This window comes from Rhodococcus sp. MTM3W5.2, assembly GCF_001984015.1.
GTDB classification, from domain to species: Bacteria; Actinomycetota; Actinomycetes; order Mycobacteriales; family Mycobacteriaceae; genus Rhodococcus_G; species Rhodococcus_G oryzae.
Genome location: NZ_CP019572.1, coordinates 5,204,231 through 5,225,452, shown reverse-complemented (window position 1 = coordinate 5,225,452; position 21,222 = coordinate 5,204,231). Strand labels below are relative to the sequence as shown.

General features: G+C 70.2%; 20 protein-coding genes, 2 pseudogenes and 2 riboswitches. Of the genes and pseudogenes, 16 read left to right on the top strand and 6 right to left on the bottom strand.

Annotated features, from left to right (window positions below; genetic code table 11):
* Positions 1-65: 65 nt before the first annotated feature.
* Positions 66-2,009: an acetate--CoA ligase gene (gene acs / locus BTZ20_RS23850; RefSeq protein ID WP_077043057.1), complete on the bottom strand. Its 1,944-nt coding sequence runs from the start codon at positions 2,007-2,009 to the stop codon at positions 66-68.
* 361 nt (positions 2,010-2,370) lie between these two features.
* Here acs and BTZ20_RS23840 point away from each other — a divergent pair, with 361 nt between their 5' ends.
* The 5 genes from BTZ20_RS23840 to BTZ20_RS23815 all read left to right on the top strand — a co-directional run bounded on the left by BTZ20_RS23840 (position 2,371) and on the right by BTZ20_RS23815 (position 8,943).
* On the top strand, positions 2,371-3,963 hold the full coding sequence (locus BTZ20_RS23840; protein ID WP_411269096.1) for an ABC transporter substrate-binding protein: 1,593 nt from the start codon (positions 2,371-2,373) through the stop codon (positions 3,961-3,963).
* 32 nt (positions 3,964-3,995) lie between these two features.
* Positions 3,996-4,922, top strand: a complete 927-nt coding sequence (locus tag BTZ20_RS23835) for an ABC transporter permease (RefSeq protein WP_077043054.1) — start codon at positions 3,996-3,998, stop codon at positions 4,920-4,922.
* Positions 4,915-5,895 carry an ABC transporter permease gene (locus tag BTZ20_RS23830; protein WP_077043053.1) on the top strand — a complete coding sequence of 327 codons (981 nt, stop codon included), beginning with the start codon at positions 4,915-4,917 and terminating at the stop codon, positions 5,893-5,895. The genes BTZ20_RS23835 and BTZ20_RS23830 overlap by 8 nt, the downstream gene beginning before the upstream one ends.
* A gap of 16 nt (positions 5,896-5,911) precedes the next feature.
* A complete protein-coding gene (locus tag BTZ20_RS23825) occupies positions 5,912-7,615 on the top strand; it encodes a dipeptide ABC transporter ATP-binding protein (RefSeq protein ID WP_077043052.1) in 1,704 nt (567 codons plus the stop codon).
* Between the two features lie 575 nt (positions 7,616-8,190).
* On the top strand, positions 8,191-8,943 hold the full coding sequence (locus BTZ20_RS23815) for an oxidoreductase (protein WP_077043051.1): 753 nt from the start codon (positions 8,191-8,193) through the stop codon (positions 8,941-8,943).
* A 448-nt stretch (positions 8,944-9,391) separates the two neighbouring features.
* Here BTZ20_RS23815 and BTZ20_RS23810 read toward each other — a convergent pair.
* Positions 9,392-10,221: pseudogene (locus BTZ20_RS23810) on the bottom strand (HAD-IB family hydrolase).
* Between the two features lie 375 nt (positions 10,222-10,596).
* Between BTZ20_RS23810 and ssd the strand changes: the two are divergent.
* The 11 genes and pseudogenes from ssd (at position 10,597) to BTZ20_RS28680 (ending at position 17,921) form a co-directional block, all read left to right on the top strand.
* Positions 10,597-11,712, top strand: coding sequence for a septum site-determining protein Ssd (gene ssd / locus BTZ20_RS23805; RefSeq protein ID WP_077043050.1), 1,116 nt, complete (start codon positions 10,597-10,599; stop codon positions 11,710-11,712).
* Complete coding sequence (locus BTZ20_RS23800) at positions 11,709-12,899, top strand: TadA family conjugal transfer-associated ATPase (RefSeq protein ID WP_077043049.1); 1,191 nt, start codon at positions 11,709-11,711, stop codon at positions 12,897-12,899. Before ssd ends, BTZ20_RS23800 begins: the two co-directional genes overlap by 4 nt.
* On the top strand, positions 12,896-13,678 hold the full coding sequence (locus BTZ20_RS23795) for a type II secretion system F family protein (protein ID WP_077043943.1): 783 nt from the start codon (positions 12,896-12,898) through the stop codon (positions 13,676-13,678). The genes BTZ20_RS23800 and BTZ20_RS23795 overlap by 4 nt, the downstream gene beginning before the upstream one ends.
* Entirely contained in the window at positions 13,675-14,259 is a 585-nt protein-coding gene (locus BTZ20_RS23790) for a type II secretion system F family protein (RefSeq protein WP_077043048.1), read from the top strand. The genes BTZ20_RS23795 and BTZ20_RS23790 overlap by 4 nt, the downstream gene beginning before the upstream one ends.
* 72 nt (positions 14,260-14,331) lie before the next feature.
* Positions 14,332-14,535 carry a DUF4244 domain-containing protein gene (locus tag BTZ20_RS23785; RefSeq protein ID WP_077043047.1) on the top strand — a complete coding sequence of 68 codons (204 nt, stop codon included), beginning with the start codon at positions 14,332-14,334 and terminating at the stop codon, positions 14,533-14,535.
* 14 nt (positions 14,536-14,549) lie between these two features.
* Positions 14,550-14,903, top strand: coding sequence for a TadE family type IV pilus minor pilin (locus BTZ20_RS23780; RefSeq protein WP_223263490.1), 354 nt, complete (start codon positions 14,550-14,552; stop codon positions 14,901-14,903).
* 41 nt (positions 14,904-14,944) lie between these two features.
* Positions 14,945-15,142 (top strand): annotated as a pseudogene (locus BTZ20_RS23775) (Rv3654c family TadE-like protein); the annotation flags it as partial.
* A gap of 227 nt (positions 15,143-15,369) precedes the next feature.
* Positions 15,370-15,481: riboswitch (SAM riboswitch) on the top strand.
* Positions 15,482-15,503: 22 nt separating this feature from the next.
* Positions 15,504-16,322, top strand: a complete 819-nt coding sequence (locus tag BTZ20_RS23770; protein ID WP_077043046.1) for an AfsA-related hotdog domain-containing protein — start codon at positions 15,504-15,506, stop codon at positions 16,320-16,322.
* Positions 16,319-17,065, top strand: a complete 747-nt coding sequence (locus tag BTZ20_RS23765; protein ID WP_077043045.1) for an HAD family hydrolase — start codon at positions 16,319-16,321, stop codon at positions 17,063-17,065. The genes BTZ20_RS23770 and BTZ20_RS23765 overlap by 4 nt, the downstream gene beginning before the upstream one ends.
* On the top strand, positions 17,062-17,598 hold the full coding sequence (locus tag BTZ20_RS28685; protein WP_223263489.1) for a hypothetical protein: 537 nt from the start codon (positions 17,062-17,064) through the stop codon (positions 17,596-17,598). The genes BTZ20_RS23765 and BTZ20_RS28685 overlap by 4 nt, the downstream gene beginning before the upstream one ends.
* The gene (locus BTZ20_RS28680) at positions 17,541-17,921 is read left to right on the top strand and encodes a hypothetical protein (protein WP_223263488.1); all 381 of its coding nucleotides are present in this window, start codon (positions 17,541-17,543) and stop codon (positions 17,919-17,921) included. Before BTZ20_RS28685 ends, BTZ20_RS28680 begins: the two co-directional genes overlap by 58 nt.
* A 101-nt stretch (positions 17,922-18,022) precedes the next feature.
* Here the strand turns inward: BTZ20_RS28680 and BTZ20_RS23755 are convergent, their stop codons facing one another.
* From BTZ20_RS23755 to BTZ20_RS23745, 4 genes are all read right to left on the bottom strand, one after another.
* Entirely contained in the window at positions 18,023-19,177 is a 1,155-nt protein-coding gene (locus tag BTZ20_RS23755; protein WP_077043044.1) for a phosphoribosylaminoimidazolecarboxamide formyltransferase, read from the bottom strand.
* Between the two features lie 24 nt (positions 19,178-19,201).
* Positions 19,202-19,278, bottom strand: a riboswitch (ZMP/ZTP riboswitch).
* Positions 19,279-19,304: 26 nt separating this feature from the next.
* Entirely contained in the window at positions 19,305-20,339 is a 1,035-nt protein-coding gene (locus tag BTZ20_RS23750) for an MFS transporter (RefSeq protein WP_189636537.1), read from the bottom strand.
* Positions 20,336-20,527 carry a hypothetical protein gene (locus BTZ20_RS27430; RefSeq protein WP_189636536.1) on the bottom strand — a complete coding sequence of 64 codons (192 nt, stop codon included), beginning with the start codon at positions 20,525-20,527 and terminating at the stop codon, positions 20,336-20,338. Before BTZ20_RS27430 ends, BTZ20_RS23750 begins: the two co-directional genes overlap by 4 nt.
* A complete protein-coding gene (locus tag BTZ20_RS23745) occupies positions 20,505-21,131 on the bottom strand; it encodes an FMN-dependent NADH-azoreductase (RefSeq protein WP_077043043.1) in 627 nt (208 codons plus the stop codon). The genes BTZ20_RS27430 and BTZ20_RS23745 overlap by 23 nt, the downstream gene beginning before the upstream one ends.
* Positions 21,132-21,222 lie beyond the last annotated feature (91 nt).

The following is a 21,222-nucleotide window of genomic DNA, read 5'->3' as shown; positions in this document are numbered from 1 at the left end:
GAGACGGCGGTGCCCCCGTGCGTTCGAGCCGCACGGGGGCACCGCCGTGGTGAGGGGAGGGAGGGTCAGTTGCCCCGGATCGCATCGAAAACCTTGGGATCGACCAGCGTCGAGGTGTCGCCCAGATCGCGGCCCTCGGCGACGTCCCGGAGCAGACGGCGCATGATCTTGCCGCTCCTGGTCTTCGGCAGCTCGGGGACGATGGTGATCTGACGCGGCCGGGCGATAGGGCTGATCTCCGTCGACACCTGGACCTTGAGCTCGGCGATCAGCGCCTCACCCGTGTTCTCGGCGCCCTCGCGCAGGATCACGAACGCGACGATGCCCTGGCCGGTGGTCTCGTCGGCGGCGCCGACCACCGCGGCCTCGGCCACGCTGTGGTGCCCGACCAGCGCCGACTCGACCTCGGAGGTGGAGATCCGGTGGCCGGAGACGTTCATGACGTCGTCCACCCTGCCGAGCACCCAGAGGTCGCCGTCCTCGTCGTAGCGGGCGCCGTCCCCGGCGAAGTACCAGCCCTCCACGGCGTACCGGGACCAGTAGGTGTCCTTGAAGCGCTCCATGTCGCCCCAGATGCCGCGCAGCATCGACGGCCACGGCTGGTCGAGCACCAGGTAGCCGTTGCCGCCCGCGCCGAGCGGCTTGGCATCGTCGTCGACGATCTTCGCGGAGATGCCGGGCAGCGGCGCCATCGCGGAGCCCGGCTTGGTGGCCGTGACACCGGGCAGCGGGGAGATCATGATCGCGCCGGTCTCGGTCTGCCACCAGGTGTCGACGATCGGGCAGCGCTCGCCACCGATCACGTCACGGAACCAGCGCCAGGCCTCGGGGTTGATCGGCTCGCCGACGCTGCCCAGCAGCCGCAGCGAGGACAGGTCGTGCGCGTCGGGGATCTCGCGGCCCCACTTCATGAAGGTCCGGACCAGGGTCGGTGCCGTGTAATAGGTGCTGACGCCGTACTTTTCGATGATGTTGAAGTGCCGGTGCTCGTCCGGCGAGTTCGGGGTGCCCTCGTAGACCACCTGGGTGGTCCGGTTCGACAGCGGCCCGTAGACGATGTAGCTGTGCCCGGTCACCCAGCCGATGTCGGCGGTGCACCAGTAGACGTCCTTGCCCGCCTTGTGGTCGAAGACGTTGTGGTGGGTGTACGACGCCTGGGTGAGGTAGCCGCCGGAGGTGTGGATGATGCCCTTGGGCTTACCCGTGGTGCCGGAGGTGTAGAGGATGAACAGCGGGTGCTCGGCGTCGAAGGCCTGCGCCTCGTGCTCGGGCGAGGCCGTGGCCACCGTCTCGTGCCACCAGAGGTCGCGGCCCTCGGTCCACTCGACATCGATGTCGGTGCGCTTGACCACCAGCACGTTCTGGACCGATTCCGCTCCGTCGACCGCGGTGTCCACGGCGGTCTTGAGGGGGGCAGCCTGCCCGCGGCGCCACTGGCCGTCGGTGGTGATGACCAGCTTGGCCTCGGCGTCGTCGATCCGCGACCGCAGCGCGGACGCGGAGAAGCCGGCGAAGACCACCGAATGGGTCAGGCCGAGCCGGGCGCAGGCCAGCATTGAGACGATCGCCTCGGGGACCATCGGCATGTAGATGGCGACGCGGTCGCCCGCCACGAGGCCGAGCTCGGTGAAAGTGTTTGCGGCCCTGCTCACCTCGGCGAGTAGGTCGTTGTAGGTGACGTCGCGGCTGTCGCCCGGCTCGCCCTCCCAGTGGATGGCGACCTGGTCGCCATGGCCGCCCTGGACATGCCGGTCGACGCAGTTGTACGCGACGTTGAGCTTGCCGCCGACGAACCATTTCGCGACAGGGGCGTCCGACCAGTCCAGGACCTCGCTCCACGGCTCGTGCCAGTGCAGGCGCGAAGCCTGGTCGGCCCAGAACCCCAGCCGGTCGGCATCCGCCGCGGCCTGGAGCTCCGGCCCGGCATTCGCTGTCGCGACGAACTCAGCGCTCGGCGGGTAGCTCGTCGCGTGCTCGGCTGCGTTGGTATCGGCGGTGCTACTGGTCATGTCGCCCGTGCCCTCTTTCGGTGATCCTGGGGGCGCTTTTCGCGCCTTTGTGAGGGTAGTCACATGTACCGGTGAGCGCATCGTTGCAATCGGTTGCAACCCCCGGATCTGCGGCGATCGGTCGCGTGTGTGCGCCCGATGGTCGAGGTGGGCGACGAACGGATCCATCCACCAGGTATCCGGGGTGTTGCGATTGCCCGACGACTTGGTTCCGACCGCGACAAACGCCGGACACCCGGGCACCCGGTGGCTAGTCTTCGCGACATCCACGGTCGGCCGTGTGCGCGCCGCGCTCACCCGGCGTGCCGACGGCGGCGTCTTCGTGTGAACGAGCAGGAGGCGACTCTTGAAGTTCCACAGGGTGACCGCACTGACAGCGCTCGCGTTGTCCGGGGTACTGGTGCTGTCCGCGTGCTCGTCGACCCCCGAGGGCGGCAGCGGCATGGTCACGGCCAACGGCAGCGAACCCCAGAACCCGCTGATCCCGACAAACACCAACGAGAACGGCGGCGGACGCATCGTCGACCGGCTCTTCGCAGGACTCGAGTCCTACGACGCGAGGGGCAATCTCCAGCACGAGGTCGCCCAGTCGATCGAGACCACGGATTTGAAGTCGTTCGAGATCAAGATTAAACCCGACTGGACCTTCACCGACGGGACACCGGTCACCGCGAAGTCGTTCGTGGACGCATGGAACTACGGTGCCCTCTCGACGAATGCCCAGCTGCAGTCCAGTTTCTTCGAGCCGATCATCGGCTACGACGAGGTCGCCGCGGGCCCGCCGACCGCGCAGACGATGTCCGGGCTCAAGATCGTCGACGACACCACCTTCACCGTCGACCTCAAGCAGCCGACAGTGGACTTCCGATTGCGGCTCGGCTTCACCCCGTTCTACCCGTTGCCGGAGGTGGCGTTCCTGGACATGGCGGCGTTCGGTGAGCGGCCGGTCGGAAACGGCCCGTACCGGTTCGCGGACGGCGACGCGTGGCAGCACAACGTCAAGCTGGACCTGGTGCCGAACCCCGACTACCGAGGCAATCGGACCCCGAACAACGGTGGCCTGAGCTTCGTCTTCTACAGCTCGCTCGACACCGCCTACTCGGATCTGCAGGCCGGCAACCTGGACGTTCTCGACACCGTCCCGGAGAGCGCGCTCAGCACGTTCATGGCGGATCTCGGTGACCGCGCCCTCGAGGCGCCGACCGCGCAGAACGCGCAGATCGGCATCCCGGGAGACCTGCCGCACTTCGCCGGCCCGGAGGGCGGTCTGCGCAGGCAGGCGCTGTCGCGGGCGATCGACCGCGGGCAGATCACCCAGCAGATCTTCCAGGGCCTGCGCACGCCCGCGCGCGATTTCACCGCGAGCTCGCTGCCCGGGTTCAACGCGAACCTGCCGGGCGTCCGGGCGCTCGAGTACGACGCGGAGGCCGCGAAGGCCCTGTGGGCGCAGGCCGACGCGCTCTCCCCGTGGAGCGGCCGGTTCGAGATCGCCTACAACTCCGACGGCGGCCACCAGGCGTGGGTCGACGCGGCCGCCAACAGCATCCGGAACACGCTCGGCATCGATGCGGTCGGCGCGCCGTATCCGACGTTCAAGCAGATCCGGACCGAGATCACGAACCGGACCATCGGGTCCGCCTTCCGGTCCGGCTGGCAGGGCGACTACCCGTCGATCCTCGAGTTCCTCGAGCCGCAGTTCGTCACAGGTGCGGGTTCGAACGACGAGGACTACTCGAACCCGGCGTTCGACGACCTGGTCCGCAGGGCAGAGGCCGCGACCGATCAGGACGAGTCGTTCGCGCTCGCCGGGCAGGCGCAGGAGATCCTGCTCCTGGACCTGCCCGTGCTCCCGCTGTGGGACTACATCGCGGCGGCAGGGCACTCCGAGGCGGTGAGCGACGTGCAGATCAGCTGGAACGGCCTGCCGATGTACGAGGCGATCAAGAAGTCCTGACGCCGTGCCCACGGCCGGAAGGAAGTGACCTGGTGGGGTGGTACATCGGGCGGAGACTGCTGCAGATGATCCCCGTGTTCATCGGGGCGACGCTGCTCATCTACGCGATGGTGTTCCTGATCCCGGGCGACCCCGTCCAGGCGCTCGCGGGCGACAAGCCGCTCAGCCCCGCCGTGGCGGACCAGTTACGCGAGCGATACCACCTCGACCGGCCCTTCGTCGTGCAGTACCTGCTCTACCTCAAGGGCATCTTCACCCTCGACTTCGGCACCTCGTTCTCCGGCCAGCCGGTGCGGGACGTGCTGGCAAGGGCGTTTCCCGTCACCATCAGGCTCGCGTTCATGGCGATCGTCATCGAGGCCGCGTTCGGCATCTTCTTCGGTGTCATCGCCGGACTGCGCAAGGGCAAGGCGTTCGACGCGACCCTGCTCGTGCTCAGCCTCTTCATCATCGCGGTGCCGGTATTCGTGATCGGCTTCCTGGCCCAGTTCTTCCTCGGCGTGAGGTGGGGGATCGCCCCGGTCACCGTCGGTGCCGATGCCAGCTTCTCGAGACTTCTGGTGCCCGCCATCGTGCTTGGCCTGGTCTCCTTCGCGTACGTGCTGCGGCTGACCAGGACGTCCGTGGCGGAGAACAAGGACGCCGATCACGTCCGTACCGCCACGGCCAAGGGCTTGAGCCGTCGCCGCGTCGTGGTGGTACACATCCTGCGCAACTCGCTGATCCCGGTGGTCACCTTCCTCGGCGCCGACCTGGGAGCGCTGATGGCGGGCGCGATCGTCACCGAGGGCATCTTCAACATCAACGGCGTCGGCGGCACGATCTACCAGGCCGTGATCCGCGGCGAGGCCCCCACCGTGGTGTCCTTCGTGACGGTGCTGGTGGTTGTGTTCCTGGTGGCGAACCTGCTGGTGGACCTGCTGTACGCCGCGCTCGACCCGAGGATCCGCTATGCCTGATCCGGACCTCCCCGGGACACCCGACCGCGCATCCCCCGATGCGCGCGCCGGGCAGAACTACTTCGTCGCCGGACCGGACGAGGAGGAGGTGCTCGGCGTCGATCGGCTCGACGAGGCCTCACCGCCGACCAGCATGTGGCGCGATGCCTGGCGTGGCCTGCGGCGCAACCCGATGTTCCTCGTCTCGGCCCTGCTGATCCTCTTCGTCCTCGTGGTGGTCGCGGTGCCCGGACTGTTCACAGGTCAGGATCCGCGAATGTGTCTGGGGCAGAACAGTATGCGGGGACCGGAGGCCGGGCATCCGTTCGGGTTCGACCTGCAGGGCTGCGATATCTTCGCCCGCACCGTGTACGGCGCGCGGGCCTCGGTGCTCACCGGCGTCGGCGCGACCGTGATCTTCCTGCTCATCGGTGGCACCGTCGGTGCCCTCGCGGGGTTCTACGGCGGCCGGCTCGATGCGGTCGTCTCCCGGATCACCGATGTCTTCTTCGGCATCCCGCTCATCCTCGCGGCGATCGTGATGATGCAGCTGTTCCGGAATCGGAGCATCTGGACGGTGATGCTGATCCTCGCCCTGTTTGCCTGGCCGCATGTGGCCAGGATCGCAAGGGGCTCGGTCATCTCGGTGCGCGGCAACGACTTCGTGCTTGCGGCGACGGCGCTGGGCGTCTCCCGTTTCCGCATCCTGTTGCGGCACGTGCTCCCGAACGCGATCGGTCCGGTGATCGTGGTGACCACGATCTGGCTCGGCGTCTTCATCGTCACCGAGGCGACGCTGTCCTACCTGGGCATCGGGCTGCCGCCGAGCGTGGTGTCGTGGGGAGGGGACATCAGCACCGGTCAGAGCAGACTGAGGTCCGGATCGGGGATCATCTTCTACCCCGCGGCGGCCCTGGCGGTCACGGTTCTTGGCTTCATCATGCTCGGCGACGCCCTGCGTGATGCGCTCGATCCCAAAGCGAGGAAGCAATGATCGAGCCGAGGCAGCGATGAGAGACCGCGAGCCCGGTCCGCTGCTCGAGATCCGCGACCTCAGCGTCGACTTCCGTTCCGGCGGTCGCGCGGTACCCGCGGTGCGCGGGGTGAGCCTGGCCGCCTACCCGGGGCAGACCGTGGCGATCGTGGGGGAGTCGGGCTCGGGCAAGTCGACCGTGGCTCACGCGATCATCGACCTGCTGCCCGGTACCGGGAAGGTCACCTCGGGGCAGATCCGTTTCGACGGGCAGGACCTGGTCGGGGCGCCGAAGGCCGACATGGTGGCGGTCCGTGGTCGCGGCATCGGGCTGGTTCCGCAGGACCCGATGTCGAATCTGAATCCCGTGTGGAAGATAGGCTTTCAGATTTCGGAAACCCTGGCGGCCAACGGGATCGCGAAGGGGAAAGCGGCAAGGGCGCGGGCCGTCGAGCTGCTCGCCGAGGCTGGCCTGCCGGATGCCGGGCACCGGGTCGATCAGTATCCGCACGAGTTCTCGGGCGGCATGTGCCAGCGTGCGCTCATCGCCATCGGGCTGTCCTGCCGGCCGAAGCTGCTGATCGCGGACGAGCCGACCTCCGCCCTGGACGTGACGGTGCAGCGGCAGATCCTCGACCATCTCGCCGGGCTCACCGGGGAACTCGGTACGGCCGTGCTGCTGATCACGCACGACCTGGGCCTGGCGGCGGAACGGGCCGAGCATCTGGTGGTGATGCATCGGGGGCGGGTGGTCGAATCCGGACCGGCCCGCCAGATCCTCGGCGATCCGCGGCACGCGTACACCCGGAAGCTGGTGTCCGCCGCGCCGTCCCTGGCCTCGCAGCAGCTCGAGTCCGTCAGGGCCCGCGCGCGGATCCGGGCGCGCGCGGTCGAGGTGGCAGAACACGCCGCGGCGGCGGAAGGCGGGCCCCTGCCGGCACGCGGCGACGTCGTGGTGGCCTCGGACCTGGTCAAAGAATTCAGGACCAGGGGCGGTGCGCCGTGGCGGCACACCGAATTCACGGCGGTCGACTCCGTGTCCTTCCGGCTCGAGCGCGGCACCACGACGGCGATAGTCGGGGAGTCGGGTTCGGGCAAATCGACTGTCGCGCACATGGTTCTGGGGCTGATGAAGCCGACCTCGGGGACCGTCACCTTCGAGGGGCGCGACCTGGCGGAGTTCGATGCGAAGGAGACCTTCGCCTTCCGGCGCCAGGTGCAGCCGATCTTCCAGAATCCGTACGGATCGCTTGACCCGATGTACTCGGTCTACCGCACCATCGAGGAGCCGTTGCGCACGCACCGGGTGGGGGACAGGGCTGAGCGGGAGCGGACCGTGCGCGACCTGCTGGACAGGGTGTCGCTGCCGAGCTCGGTGCTGCGGCGGTACCCCAATGAACTCTCCGGTGGCCAGCGGCAACGGGTGGCGATCGCGCGGGCGCTGGCACTGAGGCCCGAGGTGCTCGTCTGCGACGAGGCGGTCTCGGCGCTCGACGTGCTCGTGCAGGCGCAGATCCTGAACCTGCTGGGTGATCTGCAGGCCCAGCTCGGCCTGTCATACGTCTTCATCTCACACGATCTGGCGGTGGTGCGGCAGATCGCCGACGACGTGGTGGTGATGAGCCGGGGCCGGGTGGTCGAGGCCGCCACGACGGCGGAGGTGTTCGACAACCCGCAGCACGAATACACCAGGACGCTGCTCGAGGCGATCCCCGGCCGCGATCTCGTGCGGGGGTCCTGAGACCGACGGTCTGGCTCATCTGACGTGCACGGTGGTTCAGTGGAGGGGTGGACCAGCATCTGAGCGTGCTCACCCTCGGCGTCGTCGACCCGGCTCGATCGCACGCGTTCTTCGTAGGCGGACTGGGGTGGACGCCGACGCTGTACGTCCAGGGCGAGGTGCTGTTCCTGCAGATCGGGTCCGGCATTCTGCTCTCGCTGTGGTCGGTCGACGAGATGGTGCGGGAGGCAGGGCCGACGGCGCCGGTGGCGGGCGAGCAGGGTCGGGCGCCCATCATCCTCGGCCACAACGTCGGCAGCCAGGGGGAGGTGGACGAGGTCCTCGCGACCGCGGCGCGAGCAGGGGAACGGTGCTGGTGCCGGGTGCCTGGCGGGCCTGGGGCGGGTACAGCGGGTACTTCACCGATCCGGACGGCTACCGATGGGAGATCGCGCACAACCCGGGCCTGGTGGTGCACGAGGACGGTCGCGTCACCATCGGGGAGGCCGGCCCCGCGGGTGCGGGGGACCGATAGCCGCGCCGCCCGGCCTCCTCGCCCGCGTGACCGATGGGGCCGCCGGGTAGCGTTGAGCAGCGTGAACGACCCCCTGCAGCCCCTGGTGGACCTGCCCGGCGTGCGCGAGGCCGCCGACCGGGCACGCGATGCGCTCGGCGAGGTGCACCGGCACAAGACCAATCGCCGTGGTTGGCCGACGACCGCGGCCGAGGCGGCCATCCGCGCCGCGCGGGCGTCCGCGTCCATCGACGGGGGCAGCACCGAACTGCCCGCCGAGGGCGAAGAGGGTGACCCGATCCTGGCGGGTGCGCTGCGGGTGGCCCAGGCCATCGACGGCGACGCGCTCACCATCATGGTGCCGACCTGGCAGCGGGCGCCGCTCCAGGCGCTGGCCCGGCTGCACCTGCTCGCGGCGGCCGACCTGGGCACCGACGAGTCGACGTTGGGCCGCCCGCGGACGGACCCCGGGGTCGCCGAGCGGCTCGACGGTCTCGCGCAGTTGGTCACCGGCGGAACGAAGGCGCCCGCCCCGGTCCTCGCGGCCGTGGTGCACGGGGAGTTGTTGTCGCTGTCCCCGTTCGGTGCCGCCGATGGGGTCGTCGCGCGGGCCGCGTCCCGACTGGTGGCGGCGTCGACCGGGCTGGATCCCCACAATCTGGGTGTGCCCGAGGTGAGTTGGCTGCGGCGTCAGCAGGCGTACCGCGACGGTGTCACGGGCTTCGCGTCGGGAACCGCGGAGGGTGTCGGCAGCTGGGTGATCCTGTGCTGCGGCGCGATGGAGGCCGGGGCTCGGGAGGCCATGTCGATCGCGGACGCGGCGGCCGCGAGCTGATCAGATCGGGGTCGGACTTCGTCTGGGAGGCAACGGCACTGGGCTCGCTGCGTCAACGGCCCCGGACGCAATGCGAGCGGCGCTGCCGACTCTTGTCGACTTCGCCGCCCGCTAGCACGGATCGCCGGGTTACCAAGCGTGCTTTGGTGGGTTGTGTGTCCGGCCTCGGCGTAGGCTCGAGCATCGTCAGTTCGCCTCTGCAACTCGTGCAAGGTCCTCGCTGCCGAATGTCCGAGTCACGCAGGCCCACAACGCTGCTGCCCTTATAGTGGCTTGCGGCTCCGCGTGGGTGCCTGGTGTCCGTGCTGGGACTTCGCGGCCGGGAGACCGATCCTTCTCTTCCGGGTCGACCTTGGCCTGCCGTTCATCCGTAACTCCTTTGTACCCTGTGACCGCACTCGCTTCAAGGGGTTCGCACACCTGGATTGATCCCAGTCTTCGGGCCAGGTCAGCGCCGACGGCGCAGCATTCCGTACGTCAGCGCGCCCGCCGCCAACGCGCCGAAGCCCACCGCCGCGGTCGTCGCGACGGTGGACCTCGACGGCGGCTGAAGGCGGGCACGCAGGGACACCGGATTGGAGAAAGTCAGTATGGGCCAACCGTTTCCGGCGGCCTCCTTCCGAAGGGCGCGGTCCGGGTTGACAGCGGTGGGGTGGCCGACCGCGGCGAGCATCGGTAGGTCGGTCACCGAATCCGAGTAGGCGAAACTCCGATCGAGATCGTAGTTCTCCCGTCGCGCCAGTTCGCGGATCGCGTCGACCTTGCCCTCGCCGTAGCAGTAGAAGTCGACCTCGCCGGTGAAGCGGCCGTCCTTGACCTCCATCCGGGTCGCGGCGGCGTGGTCGGCCCCGAGGGCGTCGGCGATCGGAGACACCACCTCCTCGCCCGATGCCGACACCACGATGACATCGTGGCCGCGGAGCTTGTGGTCGGCGATCAGATCGGCCGCCTCGGCGAAGACGAGCGGGTCGACGATGTCGTGCAGCGTCTCCGCGACCACCGCGCGCACCTGCTCCACGTCCCAGCCCGCGCACATATTGGTCAGGTGGGTGCGCATTCGCTCCATCTGGTCGTGGTCGGCGCCCGCGAGCAGGAAGAGGAACTGGGCGTAACTGCTCTTGAGGACGGAGCGTCGATTGATCAGGCCCTGGTCGAAAAGGGCTTGCTGAACGCGAGCGTGCTCGACTTTGCGATGATCGTCTTGTCCAGGTCGAAGAACGCCGCGACCCGGCCGTTCCCGGGCTGTCTGTTCGCCTCTGCGGTCACGGAATCCAGGATAGAGCCCCCAGGTGAATCGTGGATCGGAGCGCGATTCTCAGTGTTCACCTTCGGATCTCCGACAGGAAATTCGAATTTGCAAACTCGGATCGCGGCGGGTGTAGTATCAAAAACACCTGGACTTGATCTGGGTGTGTTCAGCCCGACCCCCGGGGCTGAACTCTGAAGACCCCGCCTCCTCCCCCCTGGCGGGGGTCTTCCTCCATTTTCTGGCCGTTCGGGCCTCGTCCTCTCCCGCGTTCACGCGGTCGTTCCGCACGGTCCTCGACGCCGGAGTGGTTCGCGGGTACCGGAATCCATCCCCAGGCCCGATTCTGTCCACATTCGGCGAGATCTCCGGCCTGCGGTCCCGTCCGGTCGCGCAGGCTCGTCGGCATGGAACCCCCACATGCATCGGGTGCCCCGCATCCGCCGAATGTCCGGCCGGTCCTCGCGGTGCTCGAGGAGGACGGCCTTTCCCTGAGCGTGCGCCGTGCCGCCGCCGCGGCCGACCGCGCCCTTGACGAGCGGGTGCTCCCCATTCCCCGGCAGGTGTGGGACGGCGCGGCGACGATCGCGCTGGATCAGGCTGCCGCCCGAGCCTGCGCCGCCGACGCGTTGCCGCGCAGGTCGGCCGTCCATGTGGTGTGCTCGGGTCCGCCCGGCCTCCTCGAGTGGCAGGCCGCCGCCGCGGTCGGGGCGGAGTCCGTCCTCGTCCTGCCCGCCGACGAACCCGCCCTCGTCGAATCGCTGGCGCAGCGGCGCGACCGCACGGTGGCGGGTGGCTCGGTGGTCGCCGTGGTCGGTGGCTGTGGCGGTGCCGGGGCGTCCACCCTGGCCGCGGCGATCGCGCTGACCGGCCCCGCCCGGCGGGCCGGGAGTCGCGCGTTGCTGGTGGATGCCGACCCGCAGGGCGGCGGCCTCGACCTGCTGCTCGGTCTCGAGGATCGCCCGGGGCTGCGCTGGCCCGCGGTGGTCGTCGAGGGCGGACGGGTGTCGGCGGCCGCATTGCACGACGCCCTGCCCGGCGCGGGTGCCGGGGTGGCCGTGCTGTCATGCGGGCGCGGCGGGGACGCTGGCCGACCATCCGCGTCGGCGATGCGGGCGATGGTCGAATCAGGCTGCAGTGCTGGCGATCTCGTGGTGTGTGATGTCGGACGAGGCCTCGGTGACCTGGCCGGCGCGGTGTTCGATCTGGCCGATCTGGTGGCGGTCGTCGTGCCCGCCCAGGTGCGGTCGGCGGCGGCAGCCGAATCCGTGGTGGCCGCGGCACGCACCAGGAATCCGAACGTGGGCGTGGTGGTGCGCGGTCCGGCGCCCGGTGGGCTGCGCGGCACGGACGTCGGCGAGCTCCTCGGGCTCCCGGTGCTCGCGGTGATGCGGCCGCAGCCACGGCTGTCGGCTGCCCTCGAGCGCGGCGGCCTGCGGCTGCGCAGGCGATCGCCGTTGGCCGTGGGCGCGCGGGCGGTCCTCGAGGTGCTCGGGACGGGTGCCGGGGGGCGGGCCGCGTGAGCTCCCTGGTCTCGCCAGAACTCCTGGACCGGGTCAGGGAGCGATTGTCGCGGACGTCGGCGCAGCCCAGCCCGGCGATGGTGGCCGCCGCGATCCGGGCGGAGGCCTCCGGGGTGCTCGGGGACACGGACCTGCTCGACGCGCTGCAGGTGCTGCAGACCGAACTCACCGGTGCTGGAGCGCTGGAACCGCTTCTCGCGCAGCCGGATATCTCCGATGTCCTGGTCACCGCGCCGGACCAGGTCTGGGTGGACCGCGGCTCCGGTCTCGAGCGCGCACCGGTCCGGTTCGCCGACGAGGCCGCGGTGCGGCGGCTGGCGCAGCGCCTCGCGCTGGCGGCGGGCAGGCGACTCGACGACGCCCAGCCCTGGGTGGACGGCCGCCTCCCTGCGGCGGCGGGGGCCGGGTTCGGGGTCCGGTTGCATGCGGTGCTCGCCCCGCTCGCGTACGGCGGGACCTGCGTGTCGTTGCGGGTGCTGCGCCCAGCGACGCAGGGTCTCGACGCGCTCTGCTCGGGCGGCACGGTGCCCACCGAGGCCCGTGAACTGCTCGTGCGGATCGTCGCCGCCCGACTGGCGTTCCTGGTCGTCGGCGGCACGGGCGCGGGCAAGACCACCCTGCTCGCCGCGCTGCTGGCACAGGTCGACCGTCGTGAGCGGATCGTCTGTGTGGAGGACGCGGCCGAGCTGGCACCGACTCACCCGCACGTGGTGCGCCTGGTCGCCCGCGCGCCGAACGTCGAGGGGGTCGGCGAGGTGACGGTCCGGCAACTGGTGCGGCAGGCGCTCCGGATGCGGCCGGATCGCATCGTGGTCGGGGAGGTGCGCGGCGGCGAGGTGGTGGACCTCCTCACCGCGTTGAACACCGGCCACGACGGCGGGGCCGGCACCGTGCACGCGAACTCGCCGGAGGAGGTGCCGGCCCGGTTGGAGGCGTTGGCAGCGCTCGGCGGTCTGGACCGCGCCGCCCTGCACAGCCAGCTCGCGGCGGCGGTGCAGGTGGTGCTGCACGTACACCGTGCGGCGGACGGCAGGCGCAGGCTCGCTCAGATCGGCGTGCTGGATCGGGACGAGCGTGGGCAGGTCGGCGTGCTGCCGGCATGGACCCCGACCGCCGAGAGCTGTCCGGGAGCGCACCGCCTCGCGGACCTGCTCGAGCGACGCGGCGTCGGGGTGGGGTCGTGGTGATCGCGGCGCTGACGGTCTCCGCGCTCGCGCTGGTCGTCGCGCCGACCACCCGGACGATGGCGAGGCTGAGCCCACGGCGTCGCGGCGCCGGGCCGAGGGGGCATGCCCGGTTGTGGGCGGCCGTTGTGCTCGGATCGATTGCCGCCGTGATGATCTACGCGCCGACGGTGGGGTGTGCGGGTGCCGCGCTCGCGCTGACGACCGCATATCGACGCGCACGTCGTCGCCGCGAGGGCACGCGGAACGCGGAACTGCGCGGGCTGCTCGGCTGCCTGGAGGCGGCGACGGGGGAGCTGCGGGTTGGCGCCCATCCGGCGAACGCCTGCACCACGGCGGCGAGGGAATCGAGTGGTGCGGCGGCTGATGCGTTCCTGGCCGCCGCGGCCCGCGCCCGGCTCGGGGGCAGCGCCGCCGACGGATTGCAGGGCGCCGGAAGCGCGATCGACATCGAGTTGGCGCGGGTGTCGGCGGCATGGCGGGTGGCCGATCGCTACGGCGTGGCGCTGGCGGACCTGCTCGATGCGGTCCGTGCGGACCTGGTGGGGCGCATCAGGTTCCGGGACCGGGTGGAGGCGGGGCTGTCGGGGGCAAGGGCCACGGCAGCGGTGCTTGCCTGCCTGCCGTTGCTGGGGATCGCGCTGGGCCAGTTGATGGGCGCGAGCCCGCTGCGGGTCCTGCTGTCCGGCGGCCTCGGGGGGACGCTGCTGGTGCTCGGCACGTTGTTCGTGTGCGCCGGCCTGCTCTGGACGGACCGCATCACCGGGCGGGTGACCCGATGAGCGCCGCGGTGGCGGTGCTGTTCGCGGCGGCCGCGCTCGCCGCTCCCGGTGCCGGCTCGGCGGCGACGCGGCTGCGGGGGCCGGTGGCGGCACCCCATGGGCGGATCGAGCACACGCGGCACCGCGAGGCCACCGACCCCATGGCGATCGCCGCCGGATTCGACCTCTTGGCCGCGTGCCTGCAGTCGGGGATGCCCGTCGCCACCGCGGCGGAGGCGGTCGCGGTGTCCGCTCCGGAGCCGCTGGGCGGCGCGCTCGACTCGGCCGCGAGCCTGCTGGCCCTCGGCGCGGAGCCCGAGATCGCCTGGGAGCGTGCGGCGGCGCACTCGGAGACGGAGGGGCTCGCGCGGATGGCTCGCCGCTCCTCGCGGTCCGGCGCGGCCTTCGCGGGTGCGGTGGCCGAGTTGGCGGCGCGGCGCAGGCTCGCGCTCGAGGATCGGGCGGTGGCCGCGGCGGAGCGGGCGGGTGTGCTGATCAGTGGTCCGCTCGGGCTGTGCTTCCTCCCGGCCTTCCTCTGTCTCGGAATCGTCCCGGTGGTGGTCGGTCTGGCCACCCGGGTGCTGAGCGGGGGTGTGCTGTGAGCCCGCGCAGCCGAAGGGCCGACAGACCCCGTCGCGGAGATACCGCGATGGTGATCGAGAGGGGGGAACATCATGGTGACCAAGGGGATTGGTGTGCTGCGCACCCGATTGCTGCTCGCCGCGGCCGCCGAGGACGGCATGTCGACCGCGGAGTACGCGATCGGCACTATTGCCGCGGCGGCATTCGGGGCGGTGCTGTATTCGGTGGTGACGGGCGACTCCATCGTGACGGCGCTGACCGGGATCATCGACAAGGCGCTGAACACCGCGGTCTGAACGATGTCGGTGCGGTGACGGTAGAGGCCGCGATCGCGATCGCCTCGATCACGGTGGTCGTGGTGCTGTGCCTGGGTTCCTTTCTCGCGGTGTCCGCGCATGTTCGTTGCGTGGACGCCGCGCGGGAGGCGGCCCGGCTCGTCGCGCGCGGCGACCGGGCGGAGGCGATCCCCGCGGCGCAGCGGGTGGCTCCGCGGGGTGCGCGCATCACGGTGCGGGAGGTCGACGGGTTCGCCACGGCGGCGGTCGAGGTCGCGGTGCCGCTGCTGCCTGCACTCGACGTCTCCGCGGAAGCGGTTGCCGCCGTGGAGGACCCGGGCTCCGCAGGGTCGCCATCGGAGTCGTTGCCGAGGGGAGCCGGCGGGTGAGGGGCGAACGCGGAGCGGCGACCGTCCTCGCCTGCTGGGCGATGCTGGCGCTGATCGCGGTTGCGGCCCTGGTGATCCACCTCGGCTCCGCGGTGTCGGCACGGCACCGGGCGCAGTCGGCCGCGGACCTGGCGGCACTCGCGGCCGCGGCCGCCCTCGAGCGCGGCACGGAGGCGGCCTGCGCCGAGGCGACCACGATCGCCGGGCGGATGCGGGGGACGGTCCGCGACTGCCGGATCGAGGACTGGGACGTGGTGGTGACCGTCGGGGTCAGGCTGCCGCTACCGGCCGTCGGGGTGGTGATGCCGTCGCCGCGGCCAGGGCGGGCCCGGTCCCGTAGCGGCGTATCCCGGTGCGTCCGCCGGCGAACACCCTTACCCGATCGCAAACTTGAGCCTCACCTCACAGCAACCAATCGGTTGGTTGGGTTGACGAGCGATTCGGGTGGACCTAATTTTCTGTCCACGGTCATGAGTATCAGCGTCAAGCCCCGGCTCGCTGATCGGCAACCCTCCAGTGCGGCGGGGTGCTCCGGGTGACGACCGGATGGCGGTCATCCGACGCCATAAGCGCTCAATTCAGTCCTCGAAGGGGATACCCATGTCCGCAGTTCAGCTCGCCCCGGCGGCCCTCTCACCGCAGCTCCCGGCCGCCGAAGTCGTCGTCCCCGAGATCCCGCTGACGGATCTGGTCGTCGTCGCCGATCGATTCCGTGGCTTCACCGATGGCACACGCGTCCACACCGTGTCGGGTCTCGTCGCCGCACTGCGCGGCGGCGCGTTCAGGAACGTGCGCACCGACCTGACCATCAGGCTCGGGCAGGGGATCAAGCGGCACGACAAGGAATACGTCGAGCACGTCGCGTCGATCCATGCCCCGGCCGCGGAGGTTCGCCTGCTCGGCGACATCGCCGCCCCTGCGCCGCGCCATCACGTGCACAAGTACCAGGAGACCAACGTCCTCATCGCCAATCTGGCGCGCGCCGAGGACGGGAGCTTCACCTCCGACCTCCGGATCGACGGGGACAACGAGCTGCTCATCGATCATCAGACCGGCGAGCACGTCCAGGGGCTGGTGATCGTCGAGGCGGCACGGCAGCTGTTCCTCGGGGCCTTCGAGCTCGAGTACGGCAACCGCTCGCCCGAACAGCACTACTACGTCGTGTGGAACTCGATCGATCTGTCGTTCAAGACCTTCCTGTTCCCGTTGCCCGCATCGCTGCGTGCAAGGTTCGGAGCCGTGTCGATCCAAGATCCGGCCAAGCTGCAGTTCACGATCGACATCGAGGTGACCCAGTTCGGCCGCAGCGTCGCGACCGCGACGATCTCGTTTGCCGCGCTGGAGAACTCGACGATCAGCCAGATCGAGCGGCGCAAGGCGGCGAAGGCCATCGAGGCCTTCCTCGGGGTCACCGCGTGACGCACACCGGCTCCCGGCCCGTTCAGGTCGCCTTCTTCGACGTCGACGAAACGCTGATCACCGTCAAGAGTATGTTCGCGTTCCTCGAGCACTGGCTGCGCGAGCGGGGCGACGACGGCAGCGAGTACTCGAGGCTGCTCGCCGCACTGCGGCGGGCGTCGGATGAGGGCGCCCCGCGGGAGGAGGTCAACCGGAGCTACTACCGCACGTTTCGGGGTGTGCCACTCGTCGAGCTGGAGGAATCGGGTCGCCGGTGGTACCGGGAATTCGAGTCCACCGCCGCCCCGTACTACGCGGACACCCTCGCCGCGCTGCGCGACCATCGCGACGCCGGTGCCGCGATCGTGCTGCTGTCGGGCTCGTTCGCGCCAGCACTGGGGCCGATCGGGGAGGCCGTCTGCGCCGACCGGATCGTGGCGAGCCGCCCGGTCACCGACGGCCATGGGGTGCTGACCGGTGAGGTCGAGCGGCCGATGATCGGGAAGGCGAAGGCGGAGGCGGTCACCTCGGTACTGGAGGAACTCGGGATCGACACCGGGAACAGTTACGGGTACGGCGACCACGACAGCGACCTCGCCTTCCTCGAGGCGGTCGGGCACCCGGGGCTCCGGGGCAGCGATCCGGTACTCCGGGCGCACGCGGCCAGGAATCGGTGGCGGGTACTCGGCAGCGCGACCACCGGTCTGGCCGGAGCCGTCCCGCTGCTCGCCGCCACCAGCACAGGACAGCGAGGTCTTCGATGACAGAACGGGTTTCGGCCGAATCCAGGCTCTACGAGCTCACCCCCACCACGCAGGGCCCGCTCTATCCGCCCAGTGAGGCGGTCGACCGCGAAGGCAATTTCGTCGTGGTCGGGTGGATCACCCGGGACGCCGGCGACGGCTCCGTCAGGCGGGACTGGGGGAGTGCGATCGTCGATGCGGCGACCCCGGTTCCCGAGTTCGGGGGCGTGGAGCCGTACACGATCGTGCGCGAACTCGGCGCGGAGCTGTCGGCGGAGGACGGGGCGACGGTGCTCCACACCCTCCCGCTCCCGTTGCCCGCCAACAACTATCCGATCGTGTTCGCGCCCGATCAGGTCCCTGAGGCCGCGCAGGTCCGGCGGCCCAGCTATGCGTTCCACGAGACGCCGATCCCGGACCTCCGGCACGAGGACGGTAGGCGTCTGACCCAGCCGGTCACCCTCGGGACTGGCTGCGGGCGCGGGGCACCGTGCGGGTGGGGGTCAGCGCGGACGGCAGGCACGGCGAGTTCTTCTTCGAGTTCTCGGGCCTGATCCCGGAGTCGCTGTACACCGTGATGTCGCTGCGCCAGCGGGACCTGGACCCGGCCGCGCCGACGCGCCCCGGGCCACTGGGGGTGCCGAACGTGTTCGTCACCGACCGTGACGGTCGCGCGACGTACCGGGCCTCGCTGCCGAACGCGTTCCCGGCCGCGGACAGCCCGGGGGCCAATCGCATCGTCAGCGTTGTGGTGCTCTGGCAGAGCTACCAGCAGAACTACGGCGGCGCGATCGGTCAGTTCGGGCTCGGCGGCGACATCCATGCGCAGTTGAAGATCCCGGTTCCCGGCTTCGAGGAGTTCACCACCAGGGCCTGAGCCCGGGCGCATGCCATCGGCCGAACGGTAGGCCGGCGAGACCACCGTGGAATGGGTGGTGTCGCCGGCCTTGCCGTCTTGCTACCTCGAGGAGAAGCTCATCAGTGGTGGAACAAGCGGGTTCCGGTGTGGATGAGGGTCAATCCCAGCTCTCGGCATGCATCCACGACTTCGCCGGTTCGGGTGGAGCCGCCGGGTTCGACGATGTAGCGCACCCCGAGTCGGTTTGCGTGGTCGATGTTGTCGCGAAACGGGATGTATCCGTCCGAGACGAGGGTGGCATCGGTGAGTCGAGCGAGCCATCCCAGACGGTCGGCATCCTCCACCTCTGCGACCTGCGCGGCCGAGGTCACCTGAGCGGTGAGCGCCGTTCGCTGGGAGTCCGTCACAGCGTTCTCAGCAAGGCGGACTTGCCAGTTCAGCCGGTCCTGTCGGGATGTCCCCGCGGCGAATGCGAGTGCCTGGATAGCAGGCAGACGACGCAGCCACCAGATGCCGGCTTTCGTGCCTGCGAGTCGAGTGCAGTCCACTCGGGACTGCTGACCGGCCCCGACGCCTATCGTCATGCCGTCCTTCACGTAGGCCACCGAGTTCGACTGCGTGTAGCGCAGTGTGATCATGCCCAACAGCGCATCGCGGACGGTGTCCGGGCGCGGCATTGAGCCATGCACCACGCGCAGCAGGTCCGCCGTGATCGGTAGCCGATCGCGTTCTTGCTCGAGCACCATCCCGAACACCTCCCGGTGTTCCCATGGCGGCGGCTCGTAGGAGGCGTCTGCCTCGAGAACGAGGAACGTGCCGCGCTTCTTCCGCGCCAGAATCTCCACCGTGCCCGGCGCGAACCCCGGCGCGATGATTCCGTCGGAGACGACACCCGCCAGTAGGTCCGCCAGCTCACGGTCCACCGGCTCGGAGACTGCGATCAGATCCCCGAACGATGATTTCGGGTCGATGTCCCGCGCACGGACATAGGCAGCTGTAGCCGCACCGACGTCACCGTTGCCGAGATCCCAAGCGCGGCGCATGGTCTCGTCCAGATTGCCCGCCAGCGCAGCGCCGGCTGGGGAGACGTGTTTGAACGAGGCGGCCGCAGCGGCTCCCGTGACCGCCGCAGCCTCTCGGACCAACTGCCACCCGTTCAGCGCGTCGAGGTAGTTGATCAACGATGGGGATCCGTGAATGACCCGAACCGGTGACGCCTCTGGTGAGGTGATGCGAGCGCGCTGATGCGGGTTCATCCCGTACCGCAGATCCATGTGGGTGCTCCTCAGTAGTCAACTGAGGAGCACCCAGGCGTACGACGCTCCGAATTCGCTTCCTTGTGGTGTCCCACCAAACGCCAGTCGCGATACGCGCGACGCTAGCACCGTTGCCGCTTCCGGCTCAGGCGACCCTCGCCGCCACATAGGCGAGGGCGGCCCCAGCGAGGGCCACCGCGGCCATCGCGCCCGCGACGGCCCAGTAGCCGACCCCGGCGAGCAGATTGGCCACCTGCGGTCCGGCGCTCGCCCCGAGGAACAGGGTGAAGGTGTACAGCGAGGTGGCCGCGCCACGCGCAGCCCCTGCCCGCTCCGCGATGGCCTGCACCAGCGCGGGCGCCGCGACCGCGATCGCCGCCACGAAGATCAGCAGGCACAGCGCGACCCACGCGCTCCCGAACGGTGCCGCCGTGGCCGCGGCGGTGATCGCCGCGGCGAGCAGCGCCGACACGACACGGGTCGTCGGAGCCACCCCTGCCAGCCGGCCCGCCAGCAGCGGGACCGCGATCATCGCGGGAAGGGCGCTGGCCCGAAGCGCCAGCATTCCGCCGCCGTCGATGCCGTCCGGGGGGCTGAGCTGGATCCCGGTGTACAGGCCGACGAACACGCCGAGAACGCTGACACAGCTGACGAACAGCAAGGCCAGCACCGGGTTTCGCAGCAGCGCGACGAACGGGCCGAACGAGGCGCGCAGGCCGCGCGGCTCGTTCGTCGGCGGGCCGAGGTCGGGTGCCCGCGGCGCGAGCACGAGCCATGCCGCCGCGCCGAACAGCACGAATCCCATGCTGCTCAGCAGGAAGATCGCGCTCGGGCCCCATGCGGCCGCGACCGCCTGCGAGGCCACCTGCGCGAGCACCCCCGCCGCAAGGAAGGAGCTGGTCAGGCAGGTGAGCGCGAGCACCCGTCGCCGCGGGTCGATGTGCTCGGCGAGGTAGGCGAACGCGGCGGGGGCGAACAGCGACGCGGTCGCGCCCTGCGCGATCCGGGCCGCGAGCCCGAGCTCGAGGCTGGGGGCGAGTGCCACGAGCAGGGTCGTCAGCGAGGTCGCCAGCAGCCCGCCGACGATCACCGGGCGCCTGCCCCAACGGTCGGAGAGCGGACCCGTGACGAGAAACCCCAGCGCGTACGCCAGCCCGAAGCACGTCGTCGTCCACGTCACGGCCGAGCGCGTCGCCCCCACTCCCGCGCGAGGTCGTCGAGGAGGGGGAGGACGACGTACAGCTGCCCGACGACGAGGGTGCCGGCGAGACAGATCAGGCCGATCGTTCGTCCCGTCGGCGCCCAGCGCGGCTCCGTCGCCGCGACGGCGGGCGCCGCCGCGATATCAGAAGGCGGCGGCGAGCTCACGTGCCCGCTCCTGGGCGACGGCCAGGCCAACCGACGGGTCGGGCGTGAGGACCGTCGGGGCGTACCGGATCTCGGAGACGGAGTCGATGCCGACGAAACGCAGCCAGTCCTCGACGAACGGGGTCGCGAAATCGGCTCCGAACTCGAGGGGGACGCCGGGACTGTGGACACCGCTGGTGTAGACGGTCACGGCGCGCTTGCCCGTGAGGAGCCCGGAGTACCCCTGCGTGGGGTCGAACTCGAATGCCCACCCCGGCTGGGTGACGAGGTCGATCCACTGCTTGAGGATGTACGGGATCCCGGAGTTCCAGATCGGGATGCTCAGGACGTAGAGGTCCGCCGCCGCGAAGCGGTCGAAGACCTCTCGGGCCTGGTCCCAGGCCCGACGCTGCTCGAGCGTCTGCTCCTGGCCGGTGAAGACGGCGAGCTTCGCGCCAGCGGCGGCGGTGCCGAAGTCGGGCAGCCGCTCCTCGAACAGGTCGAGCGTGTCGACGGTGAGTGTCGGGTCCTTGGCGGTCAGGGCGTCCAGGAACGTCGTTGCGATGTTGCGCGAGTCGCTCGATTTGCCGCGCGCGGAGGCGTTGATATGCAGGGCGTTGGTCATCGAAGGGTCCTTCCATTGTGGGCAGGACCTACTTCTACCAACCAGTTGGTTGGAGCACAAGGGTTCCGGGACCCCGGAAATGTTGCGGATA

What these genes read in the sequence shown, in the direction of transcription:
- acs (WP_077043057.1), bottom strand. Translation starts at nt 2,009, where the DNA reads ATGACCAGTAGCACCGCCGATACCAACGCAGCCGAGCACGCGACGAGC.
- BTZ20_RS28685 (WP_223263489.1), top strand. Translation starts at nt 17,062, where the DNA reads ATGACAGAACGGGTTTCGGCCGAATCCAGGCTCTACGAGCTCACCCCC.
- BTZ20_RS23790 (WP_077043048.1), top strand. Translation starts at nt 13,675, where the DNA reads ATGAGCGCCGCGGTGGCGGTGCTGTTCGCGGCGGCCGCGCTCGCCGCT.
- BTZ20_RS23825 (WP_077043052.1), top strand. Translation starts at nt 5,912, where the DNA reads ATGAGAGACCGCGAGCCCGGTCCGCTGCTCGAGATCCGCGACCTCAGC.
- BTZ20_RS23745 (WP_077043043.1), bottom strand. Translation starts at nt 21,131, where the DNA reads ATGACCAACGCCCTGCATATCAACGCCTCCGCGCGCGGCAAATCGAGC.
- ssd (WP_077043050.1), top strand. Translation starts at nt 10,597, where the DNA reads ATGGAACCCCCACATGCATCGGGTGCCCCGCATCCGCCGAATGTCCGG.
- BTZ20_RS23785 (WP_077043047.1), top strand. Translation starts at nt 14,332, where the DNA reads ATGGTGACCAAGGGGATTGGTGTGCTGCGCACCCGATTGCTGCTCGCC.
- BTZ20_RS23755 (WP_077043044.1), bottom strand. Translation starts at nt 19,177, where the DNA reads ATGGATCTGCGGTACGGGATGAACCCGCATCAGCGCGCTCGCATCACC.
- BTZ20_RS23830 (WP_077043053.1), top strand. Translation starts at nt 4,915, where the DNA reads ATGCCTGATCCGGACCTCCCCGGGACACCCGACCGCGCATCCCCCGAT.
- BTZ20_RS23770 (WP_077043046.1), top strand. Translation starts at nt 15,504, where the DNA reads ATGTCCGCAGTTCAGCTCGCCCCGGCGGCCCTCTCACCGCAGCTCCCG.